Source organism: Streptomyces sp. NPDC051286, from assembly GCF_044455345.1.
GTDB lineage: Bacteria > Actinomycetota > Actinomycetes > Streptomycetales > Streptomycetaceae > Streptomyces.
In genome coordinates, this window is record NZ_JBITER010000008.1 from 1 (window position 1) to 18,748 (window position 18,748).

An 18,748-nucleotide genomic window follows, 5' to 3' on the forward strand; every position below is an offset into this window, starting at 1 on the left:
GGGGGGGGGGCCGGTGGGGGGGGGGGGGGGCGGTGTTTCTCACCACACCCCCCCCCCCCCCCCCACCCCGGCCCGTGGTCTTTTACACGCAAAAAAACCCCCACGGCCCCACCCTCAGCTCTGCTCGGCCCACCACTTCTTGAGCTCCGCGACGGCCGCGTCATGCCCCATCGGGCCGTTCTCCAGCCGCATCTCCAGCAGGAACGCGTACGCCTTGCCGATCACCGGTCCAGGGCCGACACCCAGCGTCTTCATGATCTCGTTGCCGTCCAGGTCGGGACGGATGGCGTCCAGCTCCTCCTGTTCCTTCAACTGTGCGATGCGCTCCTCAAGCGCGTCATAGGTGCGCGAGAGCGCGCCGGCCTTGCGCTTGTTCCGCGTCGTGCAGTCCGAGCGCGTCAGCTTGTGCAGCCGCTCCAGCAACGGGCCCGCATCCCGCACATACCGGCGAACGGCGGAGTCGGTCCACTCGCCGTCGCCATAGCCATGGAAGCGTAGATGCAGCTCCACCAACTTCGAGACGTCCTTGACCGTGTCGTTGGAGTACTTGAGCTCCGTCATGCGCTTCTTGACCATCTTGGCGCCCACCACCTCGTGGTGATGGAACGAGACGCGTCCGTCCTTCTCGAAACGCCGGGTCCGCGGCTTACCGATGTCATGGAGCAGCGCGGCAAGCCGAAGAGTCAGGTCGGGACCGTCCTCCTCCAGGTCGACCGCCTGCTCCAGAACGGTCAGCGAGTGCTCGTAGACGTCCTTGTGGCGGTGATGCTCGTCACTTTCCAGCCGTAGCGCGGGCAGCTCCGGCAGCACCCGCTGCGCCAGTCCCGTATCGACCAGGAGTGCCAGTCCCTTGCGAGGGTGCGCGGAGAGCAGCAGCTTGTTGAGTTCCTCACGGACCCGCTCGGCGGAGACGATCTCGAGACGGCCCGCCATCTCCGTCATCGCAGTGATGACATCAGAAGCGACCTCGAAGTCCAGCTGCGCGGCGAAGCGCGCAGCACGCAGCATGCGCAGGGGATCGTCGGAGAAGGACTCCTCGGGTGTCCCGGGGGTGCGCAGCACCCGCTCCGCCAGGTCCTCCAGACCGCCGTGCGGGTCGATGAATTCCTTCTGCGGCAACGCGACGGCCATGGCGTTGACCGTGAAGTCTCGGCGTACGAGGTCCTCCTCGATGGAGTCGCCGTAGGAGACCTCGGGCTTGCGCGAGGTCCTGTCGTACGCCTCCGACCGGTACGTGGTGACTTCGATCTGGTAGCCGTTCTTCTGGCAGCCCACTGTGCCGAAGGCGATACCGACCTCCCACACCGAGTCAGCCCATGGGCGCACGATCTTCAGAACGTCCTCGGGCCGGGCGTCGGTGGTGAAGTCCAGGTCGTTCCCGAGCCTGCCGAGAAGCGCGTCCCGGACCGAGCCACCGACCAGGGCCAGACTGAATCCGGCAACCTGGAATCGGCGGGCAAGGTCGTCGGCGACCGGGGAGACCCGGAGCAGTTCACTGACTGCGCGATGCTGCACCTGGGTCAGGGCACTGGAATTCTCTTCATTGGCGTTCGGCACAACAGAAAAGGGTACGTGGCCGGACCGGCCCAGGCGTCATCGTTTCTTTCCGCCCTGCAAGACTCTCCCGATCATGTAGCGCACACCCGAGCACTTAGCACCCGCGCACATCGTTACCATGCGGGGACGCAGCAACCGACAACCATCGACAGCAGCTGACGACGACGAGGGACGGGTAGGCGCGTGGCCGAGGCGGCAGACATCCAGGGGATCAGTCCTTCTCCTGCCCGCCGGTGGCTACGGCGCGCAGCATCCTTGGTCGTCGCAGCACCGCTCGTGGCAGCCCTGCTGGCCGGCGCTGCCGCGCCCACGGCGCAGGCCGATGTGGCGAGCAAGGCTCCCACCGGCTCCAGCACCGTCGATGTGTCCCTGGACACCCTGGCTCCCAGCGCACCGGTCAGGGGGGACACGCTCACCGTCTCCGGCACCCTGACCAACAGGAGTAAGGAATCGGTCACCGATGCCCGGGTCGATCTGCGTGTCGGGCCGAGGCTCTTCAGCAGGACATCGATCGACGACGCCGCGGAGCGCACCGGGTACGTGCCCGGCAGCGATCCCGCAGCGATCGGCGGTAAGTACACGGTGGAATTCGCGAAACTCCCTTCGGGCATCAGCCAGGACTTCACGCTGTCCGTGCCCGTCGACAAGCTGGAACTCGACGGCGCAGGTGTCTACCAGATCGGTGTCTCCCTGTCCGGGCGGACCGCCCGCGCCCAGTACGAGCAGGTGCTCGGAATCCAGCGCACCTTCCTCCCCTGGCAGACGGGGGAGAGCGATTCCAGGACCAATGTCACCTATCTCTGGCCGCTGATCGCATCCCCCCATGTCACTGCCGAGACCGGCTCGGACGAGCAGCAGACACCGGTCTTCGCCGATGACAACCTGGCGGCCGAGATCGCTCCGGGCGGTCGCCTCGACCAGATGGTCTCGCTGGGCAGCCAGCTGCCCGTCACCTGGGTGATCGACCCGGATCTGCTCGCCAGCGTCGATGCCATGGCGAGGAACTACCGCGTCAAGGTCGACGACACCACCGTTCCCGGGAAGAACCAGGCCGTTGCCAAGCAGTGGCTCAGCTCACTGGAGAAGGCGGTGGCGGACAGCAAGGTCGTGGCGCTGCCTTTCGCCGATCCCGATCTTGCGTCCATCGCACACCGCGGCAAGAACGTCTCGGGGACCCTCAGCCACTTGCAGACCGCCACCGAGGTGGCCGGCACAACGGTGGAGACGATCCTGCACGTGAAGCCGTCCACCGACTTCGCATGGCCGGTCGACGGCGCGATCGATCCTTCGATCGTTGATGTCGCCACGTCGGCCGGTGCCCACAACGTGATCGCCCGCAGCGACAGCCTCCAGGAAACAGGGAAACTGCCGTACACACCGACCGCAGCCCGGCCGATCGGTGGCGGCACCAACGCCATCGTGGCCGACTCCCGGCTCTCCAAGGCCTTCGAGGGAGACATGTCGCGTGCGGAGGATTCCACTCTTGCCGTTCAGAAGTTCCTTGCCACAACCCTCGCGCTGACCGAGCAGGCCACGGACACCAAGCGCAGCATCGTCGTCGCGCCACAACGGATGCCGACCGCCGCTCAGGCGCAGTCGATGGCACGCGCCCTCCACGCCCTCGACGACGAACGGTGGACGCAGCCTCTCGACCTCGTGGGCGCGGCCGAGGCCGAGCCCGACGCCCAGGCGACGACGCGGGTGCCCGGGACCTCCCAGTACCCGAAGAGGCTCCGCAGCCAGGAGCTGCCCACCCAAGCCTTCCAGGACATCAAGTCCACCCAGGTCTCGCTGGACAGCTTCCAGGTCATCCTCACTCAGCCGGAGCGGGTGGTGACCCCCTTCGGCAACGCGATCAACCGAGCCATGTCGACGTCCTGGCGCGGCAGGTCGCTCGAGGCACAGCAGTACCGGGACTCGGTACGCACATATCTGCAGGGCCTCATCAACGAGGTGCAGCTCATTTCGAAGTCGGACGTCACGCTGTCCGGCCGCAGCGCCACGATCCCTGTGACCGTGCAGAACAGGCTGTTGCAGGATGTCGATCATCTGGTGCTCCGGCTGAAGTCGGAGAACCCGACGCGGCTCAAGCTGAACAACGGCGGCGCGATGGCCGAGAAGCCGATCCGTATTGCCGGTGGCCACAGTCAGTCCGTGAAGTTCGACGCAGCTGCGAACGCCAACGGCCAGGTACAGGTTGTGGCGCAGCTGTACACGGAGGACGGCATGCCGTACGGCGAAGAGATGACCTTCACGGTAAAAGTCTCCGAGGTCACACCGACCGTGTTGCTGGTGATCGCCGGCGGGCTGCTGCTGCTGGTCCTCGCAGGCATCAGGATGTACGCCCATCGCAAGCGTGCCAACGCAAGCGCCTCGGCCGGGGACGACGGCGGTGAACCCGGGCAGCCGAGTGACCCGACGCCGGACACCGGTCCGGAAAGCGGGGGGCCTTCAGGCACGGGTGAGAAAGTAGACCGTTGAGCGATGTCTGTCGTGGCCGGTCGGCCGGGGACGATGAGGTGGGGTTTCGATGAACGCGCCGTACGACGGTGACCGTGGTCAGGGTGCGGGCGGAGATGGTTCTTCCGGTGGCCCCCCGATGCCACCTGGCCCGGGCCAGGCGCCGCTGCCGCCCGACCCGTACGTCCAGGACGCGTACGACCACGACCCTTACCGCGCTCACGATCTGTCCGCCCAGGACCCGGTGGCCGAGGCGCTGTACGACCGCGCCGCCCACCCGCCGCCACCCCCTGGCATGTACCAGCCGCCGCAGCCGCTCTACCAGCAGCCGCTTGCGGCGCAGTACGCCCCCGATCCACGCATCTGGGCGCAGGCCCCGCCGCCCGAGCCCGACGGCCCGTCCCGGCACCTGCCGTACGGGGACGACGCGGCGACCACGCAGTTCGTCGGTGTGGACGACCTCGTCACCCAGGCATCCGAGCACCACGAGGAACCGGACGCGTTCGCTCACCTGTTCCGGGACCAGGAGGGCCCGGCCGGGTCCCCCGCTCCGTCCGAGCCAGAACCGGCTCCGGCACCCGCCCCGCCGAAGTCCGGCGGACGGGCCTCCAGCCTGCTGAAGTCCAGCGCGGTGATGGCGGCCGGCACACTCGTGTCCCGTCTTACCGGCTTTGTCCGCAGCCTGGTGATCACCGCCGCGCTGGGTGCGGCGCTGCTCGGTGACAGCTTCACCGTCGCCTACACGCTGCCGACGATGATCTACATCCTCACCGTGGGCGGCGGGCTCAACTCGGTCTTCGTTCCTCAGCTCGTCCGTTCCATGAAGGACGACGAGGACGGCGGCGAGGCGTACGCCAACCGCCTGCTCACGCTCGTGATGGTCGCACTCGGCGTGATCGTCGCGATCGCGGTCTTCGCCGCTCCCCTGCTGATCCATCTGATGTCGAGCACGATCGCGAACCGTCCGGCGGCCGACAATGTGGCCACCACCTTCGCCCGGTACTGCCTGCCGACCATCTTCTTCATGGGCGTGCACGTGGTGATGGGCCAGATCCTGAACGCCCGCGGAAAGTTCGGCGCGATGATGTGGACCCCGGTCCTCAACAACATCGTCATGATCTTCACGTTCGGCATGTTCATCTGGGTCTACGGCACCTCCGCCGAATCCCACATGGGTGTGGAGACGATTCCGCCGGAGGGCGTCCGGCTGCTGGGTATCGGCACACTGCTCGGCCTTGTCGTCCAGGCCCTGGCGATGATTCCGTATCTGCGTGAGGCCGGCTTCCGCTTCCGTCCACGCTTCGACTGGAAGGGCCATGGACTCGGCAAGACGGTCAAGCTGGCCAAGTGGACCGTTCTGTTCGTCTTCGCCAACCAGGCCGGCGTGCTGGTCGTCACGCAGCTCGCAACCGCCGCTGGCGAGGCTTCCGACAGGAAGGGCACGGGATTTCTCGCCTACTCCAATGCGCAGCTGATCTGGGGCATGCCTCAGGCGATCATCACCGTCTCGGTCATGGCAGCCCTGTTGCCCCGTATCTCCCGGGCCGCACACGACAACGACCCCGGCGCAGTCCGCGACGACATCTCGCAGGGGCTGCGCAACTCCGCCGTGGCGATCGTGCCGGTCGCCTTCGCGTTCCTCGCGCTGGGCGTGCCGATGTGCACGCTGCTGTACTCCGCCAGCGGCACCGAGGCCGCCAGGTCCATGGGCTTCATCCTGATGGCGTTCGCCCTCGGCCTCATCCCGTACTCCGTGCAGTACGTGGTGCTCCGTGGCTTCTACGCCTACGAGGACACCCGCACGCCTTTCTACAACACGGTCATCGTCGCCGGAGTCAATGCCGCCGCTTCCGCTCTCTGCTACGTGGTGCTTCCGGCCCAGTGGGCGGTCGTCGGCATGGCGGCTTCGTACGGGCTGGCCTATGCCGTCGGCGTGGGCATCGCCTGGCGCCGGCTGCGCAACCGGCTGGGCGGCGATCTGGACGGCGCACACGTTGTCCGTACCTACGCCCGTCTGTGCCTCGCGGCGATCCCCGCGGCGATCCTCGGTGGTGGCGTGGGCTTCGCACTGCTCCATGGCCTGGGCGAGGGTGCCTTCGGTTCGCTGATCGCCCTGCTCTGCGGTGGGGCCGTGCTGATGGGGGTCTTCTTCATCGCGGCGAAGCGCATGCGGATCGAAGAGATCAACGGCATGGTCGGGATGGTCCGCGGGCGGCTCGGACGCTGAGGATCAACCGGCCCGCACAACCATCGCCGCTCTCCGTGTGTCGTGCATAGCGCTGGAGTGTGGGCACAATTGGCGTGACTGTGCAGAGCTGGCTGGCATCGCGCAACGGATGGGGAGGCAGGAACGACGGTGGCGGAACGTAGCACGGCTGCCGTCGACGTGGCCGACAACAGCGGTGATGAGCCGCTGGCCGCCAAGGCGGACGAGGCCACGACCGACGGGACGGCAGAAGCCCAGGAATCGGCGGGCACCAGCCCCCGGGACGCAGACGATGAGCGAAGCAGCCCGGAGGCCGCCTTGGCGACCCCTGATCTGCACAGCGGTCACAGACTTGCCCAGCGCTATCGTCTGGAAGAGTGCGTCACCCGTCTGGACGGATTCAGCAGCTGGCGTGCTGTCGACGAGAAACTGCGCCGCGCGGTGGGCGTCCATCTGCTCCCCGCGGACCACCCGCGAGCCCGCTCCGTGCTGGCCGCGGCCCGGTCCTCCGCGCTGCTCGGCGACCCCCGCTTCGTGCAGGTCCTCGACGCGGTCGAGGAGGACGACCTTGTCTACGTCGTCCATGAATGGCTTCCCGACGCCACCGAGCTCACGGCTCTGCTGGCCTCTGGCCCCATGGACGCTCACGACGCGTACCAGCTGGTCAGTCAGATCTCCCAGGCCATGGCGGCCGCGCACCGCGAGGGCCTCGCGCATCTGAGGCTCACCCCGGGAGCGGTGCTGCGGAGCTCGACCGGTCAGTACCGGATCCGTGGCCTCGCCGTTAACGCCGCCTTGCGCGGCATCACCGCAGAGCGTCCTCAGCGCACGGACACGGAGGCGATCGGCGCCCTGCTCTACGCCGCGCTGACACAACGCTGGCCGTACGAGAACGACGCGTACGGTCTCTCCGGACTCCCCAAGGGCGTGGGGCTGATCGCCCCCGACCAGGTGCGGGCCGGCGTACACCGAGGTCTCTCCGAGCTCGCCATGCGCGCCCTGGCCAACGACGGCGCCACCGCCTCCCGGCAGGAACAGCCGTGCACCACCCCGGACGAGCTGGCCAAGGCCGTCGCGGCGATGCCGCGCATTCGCCCGCCCGAGCCCACGTTCACGGCTCCGCCCGAGTACCAGCGGACGACCTACCAGCAGGGCACCTACGGACGTCCGTCCGCCCGTCCCGGCGCATCCGTAACTAAGCCCGTGACGGCCGCACCCCCGGCGCCGCTCCAGAGCCGCACGGGCAAGGCCCTCAAGTGGGCCGTGTCCGCATTGCTGATCGCGGCCCTGGGTCTCGGCAGCTGGCAGCTCGCCGAGACACTGCTCAACCACGACAACGACCCGGGTGACCCCGGCAGCACGCAGACCAACCCGTCGAACGGCGACAAGCACGCTCCCGCTCCGACCAAGCCGCTGCGGATCGTCAAAGCGACGGAGTTCATGCCCGGCGGCTCGGGGATAAAGCAGGAGGACGTGCCCTATGCCGTGGACGGCAAGTCGGACACCGCCTGGGTCACCCCTCAGTACAAGGGCTACGCAAATTTCGGCAACCTCGCGAACCGCAAGCAGGGCAGCGGCATAGTCGTTGACCTCGGCAGTGTGCAGGACGTGAGAGGCATCAAGATCGAGATGTACCGCAGCGGTCAGAAGGCCGAAGTGCTGGCCGCCAACAAGAACGCATCCGCGCCGTCAGCCCTGTCCGACTTCTCGCAGCGCCTCACGAAGCTTGCTACGACGGGGAACGGCCTGGAGAAGAACCTCAATGAACCAGTGCGGACTCGCTACATCCTGATCCACATCACCGAACTCCCGCCGGACGGGTCAGCGAGCCTCTTCCGGGGCGGGATCTCGGAGATCTCCGTTCTCGGCTGACAGCACAGGCCGGCGGGAACACATCCTCCCCGTCGGCCTGCTGCGCGAGCAGTGACGAACGACCGCAGCACACATCGGACCGAGCTTCCTCATCTCTCTGACCCCGCTCGCCTGAATCGTGATAGACAGACGAACCTGATACACAGAGGGAGGGAGGGAGGGGAGGTGGCCGCCGAGCCTTTAGAGCCACTCAGCGACTCAGACCTCCTCGCTCGTCATGTAGCCGGTGAACCGGACGCCTTCGGTGAGCTCGTACGGCGCCACCGCGACCGGCTTTGGGCCGTGGCGCTGCGAACGCTGGGAGACCGCGAGGAAGCGGCCGACGCGGTTCAGGACGCCCTGGTCTCCGCCTTCCGGGCCGCGCATACCTTCCGCGGCCAGTCTGCCGTCACCACCTGGCTGCATCGCATCACGGTCAACGCCTGCCTCGACCGGGTCCGCAAGGCGGCGTCACGCAAGACCTCACCCGTCGACGACACCGAGCGACTCGAACAGCTCCTGGAGCCCCACGAGTCCGCCGAGGCGCCAGCCGAGCGTCAGGATCTGCACCGCGAACTTCTGGCGGCACTCGGCACGCTTCCCGCCGAACAACGGGCCGCACTGGTTCTCGTGGACATGCAGGGATATCCCGTGGCGGAGGCCGCCCTCATCCTCGAGGTGCCGACCGGCACCGTGAAAAGCCGCTGTGCACGGGGCCGAGCCCGGCTGGCCCCCCTCCTGACCCACCTCCGTGGTGAAGTCGGAGAGAACGGTGGACTCGGCATGGGAAGGAACCGGACGCAGAGAGCATCCGTCCCACCCGCATCGGGGCCAAAGGACGCGGAGACCAGTGATCCCGCTGGAGTGAAGGGCGGAGGTGGGCGCACGTGACATCAACGACCGACACGACCCAGCACCCGGATGTCTCGGAGATCTCCGAGCTCGCCGAAGGGCTGCTCTCACCATCCCGCACGGCGGAAGTAAGCCAGCACGTGGATGACTGCGCACTCTGTGGCGACGTCCGGTCCGCTCTCGAAGAGATCCGCGGACTGCTCGGCACGCTGCCCGCTCCCGTGCGTATGCCCGAGGATGTCGCAGACCGTATCGATGCCGCGCTGGCCGCCGAGGCCGATGTTTCACGTGAAACAGAAACCGCCGCAGAACAGCGTCAGGAAGCGGGAGAGCAAGAGGCGCGGGGCCGGGAAGCGGAGAACAGGGCGGCTCAGTCCAACGTTGCGGGCCGTCCCTCAGGGCACCCCAGGGCCGTCGGCGGCCCTGGCCGCCAGTCGTCACGGCGCCGCCGCCGCATCGTCCTTGGCACAGCGCTCGGCGCGGCGGCGGTGGGCATGAGCGTCCTCATGCTGCAGATGGTCCGGACGTCCCAGAACTCCGCAGATACCAAGGCGGCGGACACGGGCGTCAGCGCCTCGAAGGCGGGAGCGGGCGCGTTCTCGGGTTCCCCGCTCAGCCAGCGCGTACACAGCCTCCTCAGCAATGCCGAGGCGTCCCCTCCCAAGCATTCCAACGCCGAGAAGCAGGCGCCGTCTGTCGATGTCCAGTCGACCCCGGAGGGCGAGTCCCCTGCCGCCTCAACCGCCGGCACACCGCTGCGCGCTCCCGTCGCGTCCGTCCCCGCCTGCGTACAGTTGGGCACCGGACGAGAGACTGCCCCACTCGCCGTCGAGGAAGGCACTTACGAGGACACCAACGCCTTCCTCGTCGTTCTGCCGCACGAAACCGACGCCACCCTCGTCCAGGCCTACGTCGTCGATGCGAGCTGCGTCCGCGCAGACCCCGCAGGCAGGGGCGATCTTCTCCTGACCCAGGCCTACCCCCGCCCCTGAGAATGGCGCTGGACGCCGCTCCGGCACGTCGGGAATGCATCCCCCGTAGGATCCGTTGGGTGGGGTGAGAGTCGTTGAACCGACCCCAGTAGGCGTGGACAGTAGGCAGTCTGCAGAGACGAGGAAGAAACCCGTGAGCGACGTCCGTAATGTGATCATCATCGGCTCCGGCCCCGCGGGCTACACAGCCGCCCTTTACACCGCACGTGCGTCGCTGAAGCCTCTGGTCTTCGAGGGCGCCGTCACCGCTGGTGGCGCGCTGATGAACACCACCGACGTGGAGAACTTCCCCGGATTCCAGGACGGGATCATGGGCCCCGAGCTCATGGACAACATGCGCGCCCAGGCGGAGCGCTTCGGCGCCGAGCTCATTCCCGACGATGTGATCGCCGTCGACCTCGCCGGAGACATCAAGACCGTCACCGACACGGCCGGCACGGTGCACCGCGCCAAGGCTGTCATCGTCACCACCGGCTCCCAGCACCGCAAGCTCGGTCTGCCCAACGAGGACGCACTCTCCGGTCGCGGCGTCTCCTGGTGCGCCACTTGTGACGGCTTCTTTTTCAAGGACCAGGACATCGCTGTGGTCGGCGGCGGCGACACGGCTATGGAAGAGGCGACGTTCCTCTCCCGCTTCGCCAAGTCGGTCACGATCGTCCATCGCCGCGACTCGCTGCGCGCCTCCAAGGCCATGCAGGAGCGTGCCTTCGCTGACCCGAAGATCAAGTTCGCCTGGGACAGCGAAGTCGCCGGGGTTCACGGTGAGCAGAAGCTCTCCGGTCTGACCCTGCGCAACACCAAGACCGGCGAGACGTCCGAGCTTGCGGTGACCGGTCTGTTCATCGCTGTCGGCCATGACCCCCGTACCGAGCTCTTCAAGGGGCAGCTCGACCTGGACGACGAGGGTTACCTCAAGGTCGACGCTCCCTCGACGCGCACCAACCTGACCGGCGTCTTCGGCGCCGGCGATGTCGTCGACCACACATACCGGCAGGCCATCACCGCTGCCGGCACCGGCTGCTCCGCCGCTCTCGACGCCGAGCGTTTCCTTGCCGCGCTCGCCGACGAAGAGAAGGCCGCTGCGGCAGCCGCCTGATCCACGCCTCTCACCCCACACCCCCGCAAAGTTAAGGAGGCCGCCGTGGCCGGCGCCCTGAAGAACGTGACTGACGACTCCTTTGACGAGGACGTCCTGAAGAGCGAGAAGCCCGTACTGGTGGACTTCTGGGCAGCCTGGTGCGGCCCGTGCCGCCAGATCGCTCCCTCCCTGGAGGCAATCGCGGCCGAGCACGGCGACAAGATCGAAATCGTCAAGCTCAACATCGACGAGAACCCGGCGACCGCCGCCAAGTACGGCGTGATGTCGATCCCGACGCTGAACGTGTACCAGGGCGGCGAGGTCGCCAAGACCATCGTCGGCGCCAAGCCGAAGGCCGCAATCCTCCGCGACCTCGAAGGCTTCATCGCCGAGTAGGACCATGGTGCGCTGTTTCACGTGAAACGGGTCCATCCCTTGAGGGGATGGACCCGTTTCACGTTCTCCCAAGCTCTCGGATCACAGTGGGCGCAGTGCCGGTTCCTTCTGTACGGCACCCAGCAACCGATCCAGTGCCAATTCGACGTCTTCCTTCCACGAGAGCGTCGTGCGCAGCTCCAGTCTCAGCCGTGGATACACCGGATGCGGGCGTACGGTCTTGAAGCCAACCGCCAGCAGATGGTCAGCCGGAAGTACACAGGCCGGCTCCTTCCACCGGGCATCACCGAAGGCCTCGATCGCCTTGAACCCTCGTCGCAGCAGGTCCTTGGCGACGGTCTGCACCATGACCCGCCCCAGACCCTGCCCCTGATACCCGGGCATGATCCACGCAGTCATCAACTGCACGGCATCGGGGGACACGGGACTGGTGGGAAAGGCGGTCGAACGCGGAACATACGCCGGTGGCGCATAGAGGACGAAGCCGACCGGCACATCGTCCACATAGACGACCCGGCCACACGATCCCCACTCCAGCAGGACAGCCGAGATCCACGCTTCCTTTTCCAGCTCCGGAGTGCCTGCCTTTACCGCAGCTTCCCCACTGACCGGATCAAGCTCCCAGAAGACACACGAGCGGCAGCGCTTGGGGAGATCGGGAAGGTTATCCAGTGTGAGCGGTACGAGCCGCCGTCCCATGAAGGCTGTTCCTCGCTTCCTTCGCCCGCCGCATCACGTGCGGCAGTCAGTGCACTCCGTTCGCGGAGCAGGCCGCCGACAAACCCTCCGACGGCTCCCAAGCCCAGCCCCACTGTCACCAGCCGGCTGCGGCTCACTGATCGCATGGCCCTCCCTCCGCCGAGGTGGATCAAGGTGGACGTGCCATATCAAAACGAATCGTATCCACCCGGAGACGAAGCCGACACCGTGAGAAAGCAAAGGGCGGGCCGTGTTCCGGTAAGTACCCACACACGGCCCGCCCCACAGCTCACTCGGCGGGTGTCAGCCCTCGCCGTCCTCGGCGGACTCCTCGGAAAGACGCCGCTCCAGCACGCGGCCCTCACCCGGCGCCAGACTTCCGAGAATGCGGTCCAGATCTTCCATCGAGGCGAACTCGACGACGATCTTTCCCTTCTTCTGCCCGAGGTCGACCTTCACCCTGGTCTCGAAGCGGTCCGAGAGCCGGGAAGCAAGATCAGAGAGAGCGGGAGACAGCCGACCGCCGGCCCGGGGCCCCTTGGCCTTTGGGGTACTGGTGGTCCGGGAACCCATCAGGGTCACGATCTCCTCGACCGCACGCACCGAGAGGCCTTCGGCCACGATGCGATGGGCCAGCCGATCCTGCTCCTCGGAGTCATCGACGGACAACAGCGCTCGGGCATGACCGGCCGACAGCACCCCGGCAGCGACCCTGCGCTGCACAGGCGGAGAGAGCCGCAGCAGCCGCAGCGTGTTCGACACCTGCGGGCGCGACCGCCCGATACGGTCGGCCAGCTGGTCGTGCGTGCACTTGAAGTCCTTAAGCAGCTGGTCGTACGCGGCTGCCTCCTCCAGTGGGTTCAGCTGAGCCCGGTGGAGGTTCTCCAGGAGTGCGTCCAGGAGTAGCTTCTCGTCGTCCGTGGCCCGCACGATGGCCGGGATGCGCTCCAGCCCCGCCTCACGGCAGGCCCTCCAGCGCCGCTCGCCCATGATGAGCTCGTAGCGCTCCGGTCCCAGCTTCCGCACGACGACAGGCTGGAGGAGACCGACCTCCTTGATGGAGGTGACGAGCTCGGCAAGCGCGTCCTCGTCGAACACCTCACGAGGCTGCCGGGGGTTCGGAGTGATGGAGCCGAGGAGAACCTCGGCGAAGTACGCTCCCGCAGCGCCCGTCGCCTCGGAGGAGACTTCGGACTGCGAGATGGGCGCACTCGGCCCCGGTGCAGCGGAAGCAGCCGTGAGCGTGGCCACCTTCGCAGCGGCCACTCCTCGCTCGGCCGTCATCACCGGAATCGCGCCGGGCGAGGCCGCGCCTGGCTCGGAGGCTGGTACCTGACGTTCCTGCGGGGCAGCGGGAATCAGTGCGCCGAGCCCACGCCCCAATCCTCTACGACGCTCACTCACTGGATCCCCTCCGAAATGTTCTGCTGACTGTTCTGGCTGCCTGAGTGGGCGTGCTGGGCCTCGTAGTGCACCCCGACCCCCCGCAGGGCAATCTCACGAGCTGCTTCGAGATACGACAAGGATCCGCTGGAACCCGGGTCGTAGGTCAGAACGGTCTGCCCATAACTCGGCGCCTCCGAGATTCGTACCGACCGGGGGATGTTTGTGCGCAGCACCTCCTTGCCGAAGTGGCTGCGCACCTCCTCCGCCACCTGGGAAGCGAGCCGGGTCCTGCCGTCGTACATAGTCAGAAGGATCGTCGAGACATGCAGATCGGGGTTCAGATGTCCCCGGACGAGATCGACGTTCCTCAGCAGCTGTCCCAGTCCTTCCAGCGCGTAGTACTCGCACTGAATGGGGATCAGTACCTCGGCGCCCGCGACCAGGGCGTTGACCGTCAGCAGACCGAGCGAAGGCGGGCAGTCAATAAGGATGTAGTCCAGCGGCTGCTCATACGCCTGGATCGCTCGCTGCAGTCGACTCTCCCGCGCCACCAGCGACACCAGTTCGATCTCCGCACCGGCGAGATCGATGGTGGCAGGGGCACAGAAGAGACCTTCGACGTCCGGTACGGGCTGAACCACGTCGGAGAGCGGCTTGCTCTCCACCAGAACGTCATAGATAGAGGGAACTTCGGCATGGTGGTCGATGCCCAGGGCCGTGGAGGCGTTTCCCTGCGGATCGAGGTCGACCACCAGAACACGTGCGCCGTGGAGTGCAAGCGAGGCGGCAAGGTTCACCGTCGTGGTCGTCTTGCCCACGCCGCCCTTCTGGTTGGCCACCACCATGACGCGTGTCTGGTCAGGGCGGGGCAGCCCCTCGCCGGCGCGGCCGAGGGCCTCGACCGCCAGCTGGGCCGCACGACCGATGGGTGTGTCATCCATCGGCGGCGGTGTTTCACGTGAAACACCGTCTCCCGCCGATTCGGTTCGGGGACCGGGGACCGGATCGGTCATCGGTCCCGCGATGTTGGCGTCGGACCGCAAGGATTCACTCTCCTCGACTTCAGGCTCGCAATGAGCAGAGCCTGCCATGCTTTCGGGGTCGTGAACCAGCGAGGCCCGCTCTTCTGTGGATGAATCCACTTCTGTGGACAACTCCGTAACCCTGGCGGGCCTGCGATGGCGCGGAGCGGCAGCCGCACGGCCGCGGCCGATGATTCCATGCAGCAGAGAGCGACGTTTCACGTGAAACACGATGCCCCTGCAGCCTAGCTACAGGGGCACGACACTCCGCACAGAGTGCGTATGGCTGCTTGTGCGGAGCATTACCGATAGACGGCACGAACTGTACGTAATGACTGATCCCGCAACGTGACCACGCGGCTCAGCGCCGCCGTCGCGTGCGGCTCGTCCTTGCGGCCTTGGCCCTCTTTGCGGCGAACCTCACACCACCCGGGCTCTCACCGACCACCACGCGCACCACGGTGGACATCGGCTCGACCACGCCCTCCCCGACGTGCAGCACCTCGGTCTCCACCACGCCGAGCTTGCTCAGAGCGGCCCGTGCGCCGTTGACCTCCTCCTCGGCGGTGTCGCCCTTGAGCGCCAGCATCTCCCCATAGGGGCGCAGCAGTGGCACACCCCAGCCGGCGAGTCGGTCGAGCGGCGCCACGGCCCGGGCCGTGACGACATGGACCGGCGGAAGCGTCCCCAGGACTTCCTCGGCCCGGCCGCGGACCACGGTCACATGGTCAAGCCCGAGCAACTCGACGACTTCCTGGAGAAAGTTCGTCCGCCGAAGCAGCGGCTCCAACAAGGTGATCTTCAAGTCGGGACGCACCAACGCCAGTGGAATCCCCGGAAGACCTGCTCCGGAGCCCACGTCGCAGACCGTGACCCCTTCAGGCACCACTTCGGAGAGCACCGCGCAGTTCAGCAGATGCCGTTCCCACAGCCGAGGCACTTCGCGGGGGCCGATCAGACCGCGCTTGACCCCGGCATCGGCAAGAAGCTCCGCGTACCGGACAGCCTCCGGGAAGAACTCACCGAAAACCGCCCGCGCCTCTTCGGGCGCCTGGGGAAGCTCTACTTCCGCCGTCACGGGAACCGTCCTTCCATACCGCACTACCGCACTGTGGGTGGCTGACTATCAGGCTGACAAAGAGCGGCCCCGCCTGCGAACAGACGGGGCCGACAGAACAAGGGTCCGGTCAGGCCGGGAGAACGACGACGAAGCGCTGCGGCTCCTCGCCCTCCGACTCGCTGCGCAGACCTGCGGCCGCAACCGCATCATGCACAACCTTGCGCTCGAACGGCGTCATCGGGTCCAGCTTCACCGGCTCACCGGTCTTCTTGACCTCGTCCGCGGCCTTGGCACCCAGCTCGGCCAGGACCGCCCGCTTCTTGGCCCGGAAGCCTGCGATGTCCAGCATCAGACGGCTGCGGTCACCGGTCTCCCGGTGCACGGCCAGTCGCGTCAGCTCCTGGAGCGCCTCCAGCACCTCACCGTCGCGGCCTACAAGCTTCTGCAGTTCACGTGCCGAGTCGCTGATGATCGAGACCGCGGCCCGGTCCGCCTCGACGTCCATGTCGATGTCACCGTCAAGGTCGGCGATGTCGAGCAGGCCCTCGAGGTAGTCGGCTGCGATCTCCCCTTCCTGCTCAAGGCGGGTCAAGGTGTCGCTGCCCTCAGCGGCCGTGGAGGTGGTGCCTTCCGTCACGGATGGACTCCTTCTTACTTCTTGGACGGGTGCTTGGGCCGCTGCGGGCCCCTGCGCTGTCCGGACTTGGCTTGGCGTGAGGAGCCGGACGCGGGCTTGCCCGCCGGCTTCGGCTTGTCGTCCTGCGGTGCTTCCTGCTTCTCCAGCGAGGCCTTGGCCTCCGACTCGGTGGAGTCGGTCTCCTTCGCCGCACCGGGCTGAGCGGCACCGGCCTGAGTCGTACCGCTCTGACGCTTCGCCTTGGTCTGGCGCTTGGGCTGCTGACGCTTCTGTGCGGATCCACCCTCGGCCTCGGCAAGAGCGGTATCGCTCTTCGTCACCGTGCCGTCGTCCTGGGCGGCAAGGCCGAGCTTGGCCAGTCCGGTGATGAACTTCCGCTCGATGTCGTTGCGGTCCGGGCCCTTGGTCACGATCCGCTTGATCGTGTTGCGCCTGGCCCGGCCGCGCACCTCTCCGTGAGCGGTGACGCTCTTCAGCAGACGTTCCAGGTACTGGGTCTGCGCCTTGCTGCCCGGGGTCGGGTTCTGGTTGATCACGTACATTTGCTGACCCATGGTCCAGACGTTCGTGGTCAGCCAGTAGACGAGGACACCGACAGGGAAGTTGATGCCCATGCCGGCGAAGATCAGCGGGAAGATGTACATGAGCATCTTCTGCTGCTGCATGTACGGCGTCTTGACCGTCAGGTCGACGTTCTTCGTCATCAGCTGGCGCTGGGTGAAGAACTGCGACGCCGACATCATGACGATCATGACCGCGGTGACGACCCGGACATCCATCAGCGAGGCGCCGAGCGCCTGGACCGTCGCTTCGCTGTCCATGAACTTGGCAGCGAGCGGAGCACCGAAGATGTGAGCCTGACGGGCGCTGTCGAGCAGCGGCTGGTCGATGACACCGATCGTCTTGCCCGAGGCGATGGCCGAGAGCACGTGATACAGGGCGAAGAAGAACGGCGACTGCGCCAGGATGGGAAGGCACGAGGAGAGCGGGTTGGTACCCGTCTCCTTGTACAGCTTCATCATCTCTTCGGACTGACGCTGCTTGTCGCTCTTGTAGCGCTCCTGGATCGCCTTCATCTTCGGCTGGAGCACCTGCATGTTCCGGGTCGACTTGATCTGCTTGACGAAAAGCGGGATCAGGCAGATCCGGATCAGCACCACCAGGGACACGATGGACAGGCCCCAGGCCCAGCCCGTGTTATCGCCGAAGATCGCTCCATACAGCGTGTGGAACTGGACGATGACCCACGAAACGGGGTAAGTGATAAAGCTGAACAGACTGGCAATCGTGTCCACTAATCAGGCTCCTTGAGCATTGGGCGAAGTCTCTGCGGCCGGGCTTGGGGGTTCGGAGGCCGTCCCCCCAAGAGGCACATCAGCGGCGGAGTCCCCGGCCTTGCTGCCACGCAGTGCATTACGCAGCAGTTCGTGCCAACGCGGACGTTTGCGTGGCGGAACATGGTCCACGCCGCCGGGTGACCACGGATTGCACCGCAGGATGCGCCACGCGGTCAGCGCGGTTCCCTTGATCGCTCCGTGCCGGTCGATCGCCGTATATCCATAGTGGGAACACGACGGGTAGTAACGGCAGACAGGCCCGAGGAGTGGGCTGATCGTCCACTGGTACAGCTTGATCAGAGCCAGCAGCGGGTACTTCATCGCGCGCCCCCTCCCAGCAGCCGCTGAAGAGCGGCGTCCAGGTCTCGGGCCAGCTGTTCATGGTCGGCGTCGCCCGATCCGGGCAGCGCTCGTACGACAACCAGGCTACCGGGGGGCAGCATGGCCAGACGATCGCGGACCAGATGGCGAAGCCTCCGCTTCACGGCTGTGCGTACGACCGCGCCACCCACGGCTTTGCTGACAACGAAACCCGCACGCGGCGGGGGAGCACTCTCCCCAGTCACGTGCGGGTCCGTTGCACCGCTGCGTAGATGGACGACGAGTAGCGGCCGTCCGGCCCGGCGTCCTCGACGTACTGCGGTCGCGAAGTCCTCGCGCCGCCTCAGCCGATTCTCGGTAGGCAGCACGTCATGACCTGTACGCGATCAGGCGGACAGGTTGGCGCGACCCTTGCCACGGCGGGACGCGAGAATCGCGCGGCCGGCACGGGTGCGCATACGCAGCCGGAAGCCGTGGGTCTTCGCGCGACGACGGTTGTTCGGCTGGAAGGTGCGCTTGCTCACTCGGGGGCTCCAGAAATGATTGTGTGTTGGCGGGACATCGCCTGGCTGTCACCGTGCGCCCACGAGGGATTCGCGTAAACGCCTTAGTGCACCGCTTCACAATCACAGATCGTGATCTTTGCCCATCGGAGGCAGGCGGCAGCAGCCATCGACAACTCGACCTGGTCACGGTACGCGCGGCTACGCCATCCGGTCAAACCCGCCCCGCGAGGTCCCGCGCTGTACACAGCCTGTGGACAACGACTTGAACCTCACGGGTCGGCCTGACTACCGTGGCTGGACTGCGGTTCTTTTTCTTCCCGCCTGCCGGGCCTCACCCGTCCCGACCCATCCCGTCCCGAGAACCACACATTCGTGGGACCAGCGAGAA

General features: G+C 66.7%; 17 protein-coding genes. 7 read left to right on the forward strand and 10 right to left on the reverse strand.

Features of this window, described 5'->3' with window-relative positions; genetic code table 11:
• Positions 1 to 114: 114 nt before the first annotated feature.
• Positions 115 to 1,557 carry a CCA tRNA nucleotidyltransferase gene (locus ACIBB8_RS10510; RefSeq protein WP_398950539.1) on the reverse strand — a complete coding sequence of 481 codons (1,443 nt, stop codon included), beginning with the start codon at positions 1,555 to 1,557 and terminating at the stop codon, positions 115 to 117.
• 183 nt (positions 1,558 to 1,740) lie between these two features.
• On the opposite strand from ACIBB8_RS10510, the gene ACIBB8_RS10515 reads away from it, so the two are divergent.
• From ACIBB8_RS10515 to trxA, 7 genes are all read left to right on the forward strand, one after another.
• The gene (locus ACIBB8_RS10515) at positions 1,741 to 4,038 is read left to right on the forward strand and encodes a DUF6049 family protein (protein WP_398950541.1); all 2,298 of its coding nucleotides are present in this window, start codon (positions 1,741 to 1,743) and stop codon (positions 4,036 to 4,038) included.
• A 49-nt stretch (positions 4,039 to 4,087) separates the two neighbouring features.
• Positions 4,088 to 6,244, forward strand: coding sequence for a murein biosynthesis integral membrane protein MurJ (gene murJ, locus ACIBB8_RS10520; RefSeq protein WP_398950543.1), 2,157 nt, complete (start codon positions 4,088 to 4,090; stop codon positions 6,242 to 6,244).
• A 129-nt stretch (positions 6,245 to 6,373) separates the two neighbouring features.
• The gene (locus tag ACIBB8_RS10525) at positions 6,374 to 8,095 is read left to right on the forward strand and encodes a serine/threonine protein kinase (RefSeq protein ID WP_398950545.1); all 1,722 of its coding nucleotides are present in this window, start codon (positions 6,374 to 6,376) and stop codon (positions 8,093 to 8,095) included.
• A gap of 165 nt (positions 8,096 to 8,260) precedes the next feature.
• On the forward strand, positions 8,261 to 8,965 hold the full coding sequence (gene sigM / locus ACIBB8_RS10530) for an RNA polymerase sigma factor SigM (RefSeq protein ID WP_398950547.1): 705 nt from the start codon (positions 8,261 to 8,263) through the stop codon (positions 8,963 to 8,965).
• Positions 8,962 to 9,918, forward strand: coding sequence for an anti-sigma factor family protein (locus ACIBB8_RS10535; protein WP_398950549.1), 957 nt, complete (start codon positions 8,962 to 8,964; stop codon positions 9,916 to 9,918). The genes sigM and ACIBB8_RS10535 overlap by 4 nt, the downstream gene beginning before the upstream one ends.
• A gap of 133 nt (positions 9,919 to 10,051) precedes the next feature.
• The gene (gene trxB / locus ACIBB8_RS10540) at positions 10,052 to 11,014 is read left to right on the forward strand and encodes a thioredoxin-disulfide reductase (RefSeq protein WP_398950551.1); all 963 of its coding nucleotides are present in this window, start codon (positions 10,052 to 10,054) and stop codon (positions 11,012 to 11,014) included.
• A gap of 45 nt (positions 11,015 to 11,059) precedes the next feature.
• A complete protein-coding gene (gene trxA, locus ACIBB8_RS10545) occupies positions 11,060 to 11,392 on the forward strand; it encodes a thioredoxin (protein ID WP_030930508.1) in 333 nt (110 codons plus the stop codon).
• An 81-nt stretch (positions 11,393 to 11,473) separates the two neighbouring features.
• On the opposite strand, the gene ACIBB8_RS10550 is transcribed toward trxA, so the two are convergent.
• The 9 genes from ACIBB8_RS10550 to rpmH all read right to left on the reverse strand — a co-directional run bounded on the left by ACIBB8_RS10550 (position 11,474) and on the right by rpmH (position 18,378).
• On the reverse strand, positions 11,474 to 12,091 hold the full coding sequence (locus ACIBB8_RS10550) for a GNAT family N-acetyltransferase (RefSeq protein WP_037702094.1): 618 nt from the start codon (positions 12,089 to 12,091) through the stop codon (positions 11,474 to 11,476).
• A gap of 303 nt (positions 12,092 to 12,394) precedes the next feature.
• Complete coding sequence (locus tag ACIBB8_RS10555; RefSeq protein ID WP_398950554.1) at positions 12,395 to 13,495, reverse strand: ParB/RepB/Spo0J family partition protein; 1,101 nt, start codon at positions 13,493 to 13,495, stop codon at positions 12,395 to 12,397.
• Positions 13,492 to 14,568: a ParA family protein gene (locus tag ACIBB8_RS10560; RefSeq protein ID WP_366693047.1), complete on the reverse strand. Its 1,077-nt coding sequence runs from the start codon at positions 14,566 to 14,568 to the stop codon at positions 13,492 to 13,494. The genes ACIBB8_RS10555 and ACIBB8_RS10560 overlap by 4 nt, the downstream gene beginning before the upstream one ends.
• Positions 14,569 to 14,860: 292 nt before the next feature.
• Positions 14,861 to 15,577, reverse strand: coding sequence for a 16S rRNA (guanine(527)-N(7))-methyltransferase RsmG (gene rsmG / locus ACIBB8_RS10565; protein ID WP_398950556.1), 717 nt, complete (start codon positions 15,575 to 15,577; stop codon positions 14,861 to 14,863).
• A gap of 109 nt (positions 15,578 to 15,686) precedes the next feature.
• A complete protein-coding gene (locus tag ACIBB8_RS10570) occupies positions 15,687 to 16,196 on the reverse strand; it encodes a R3H domain-containing nucleic acid-binding protein (RefSeq protein ID WP_030930494.1) in 510 nt (169 codons plus the stop codon).
• Positions 16,197 to 16,210: 14 nt separating this feature from the next.
• Positions 16,211 to 17,491 (reverse strand): membrane protein insertase YidC, encoded by a 1,281-nt coding sequence (yidC, locus tag ACIBB8_RS10575; protein ID WP_398950559.1) that lies wholly within the window; start codon positions 17,489 to 17,491, stop codon positions 16,211 to 16,213.
• Between the two features lie 3 nt (positions 17,492 to 17,494).
• The gene (gene yidD, locus ACIBB8_RS10580) at positions 17,495 to 17,854 is read right to left on the reverse strand and encodes a membrane protein insertion efficiency factor YidD (protein ID WP_358856651.1); all 360 of its coding nucleotides are present in this window, start codon (positions 17,852 to 17,854) and stop codon (positions 17,495 to 17,497) included.
• Positions 17,851 to 18,222: a ribonuclease P protein component gene (gene rnpA, locus ACIBB8_RS10585; protein ID WP_078840444.1), complete on the reverse strand. Its 372-nt coding sequence runs from the start codon at positions 18,220 to 18,222 to the stop codon at positions 17,851 to 17,853. The genes yidD and rnpA overlap by 4 nt, the downstream gene beginning before the upstream one ends.
• A gap of 18 nt (positions 18,223 to 18,240) precedes the next feature.
• Positions 18,241 to 18,378: a 50S ribosomal protein L34 gene (gene rpmH / locus ACIBB8_RS10590; protein WP_030930485.1), complete on the reverse strand. Its 138-nt coding sequence runs from the start codon at positions 18,376 to 18,378 to the stop codon at positions 18,241 to 18,243.
• Positions 18,379 to 18,748 lie beyond the last annotated feature (370 nt).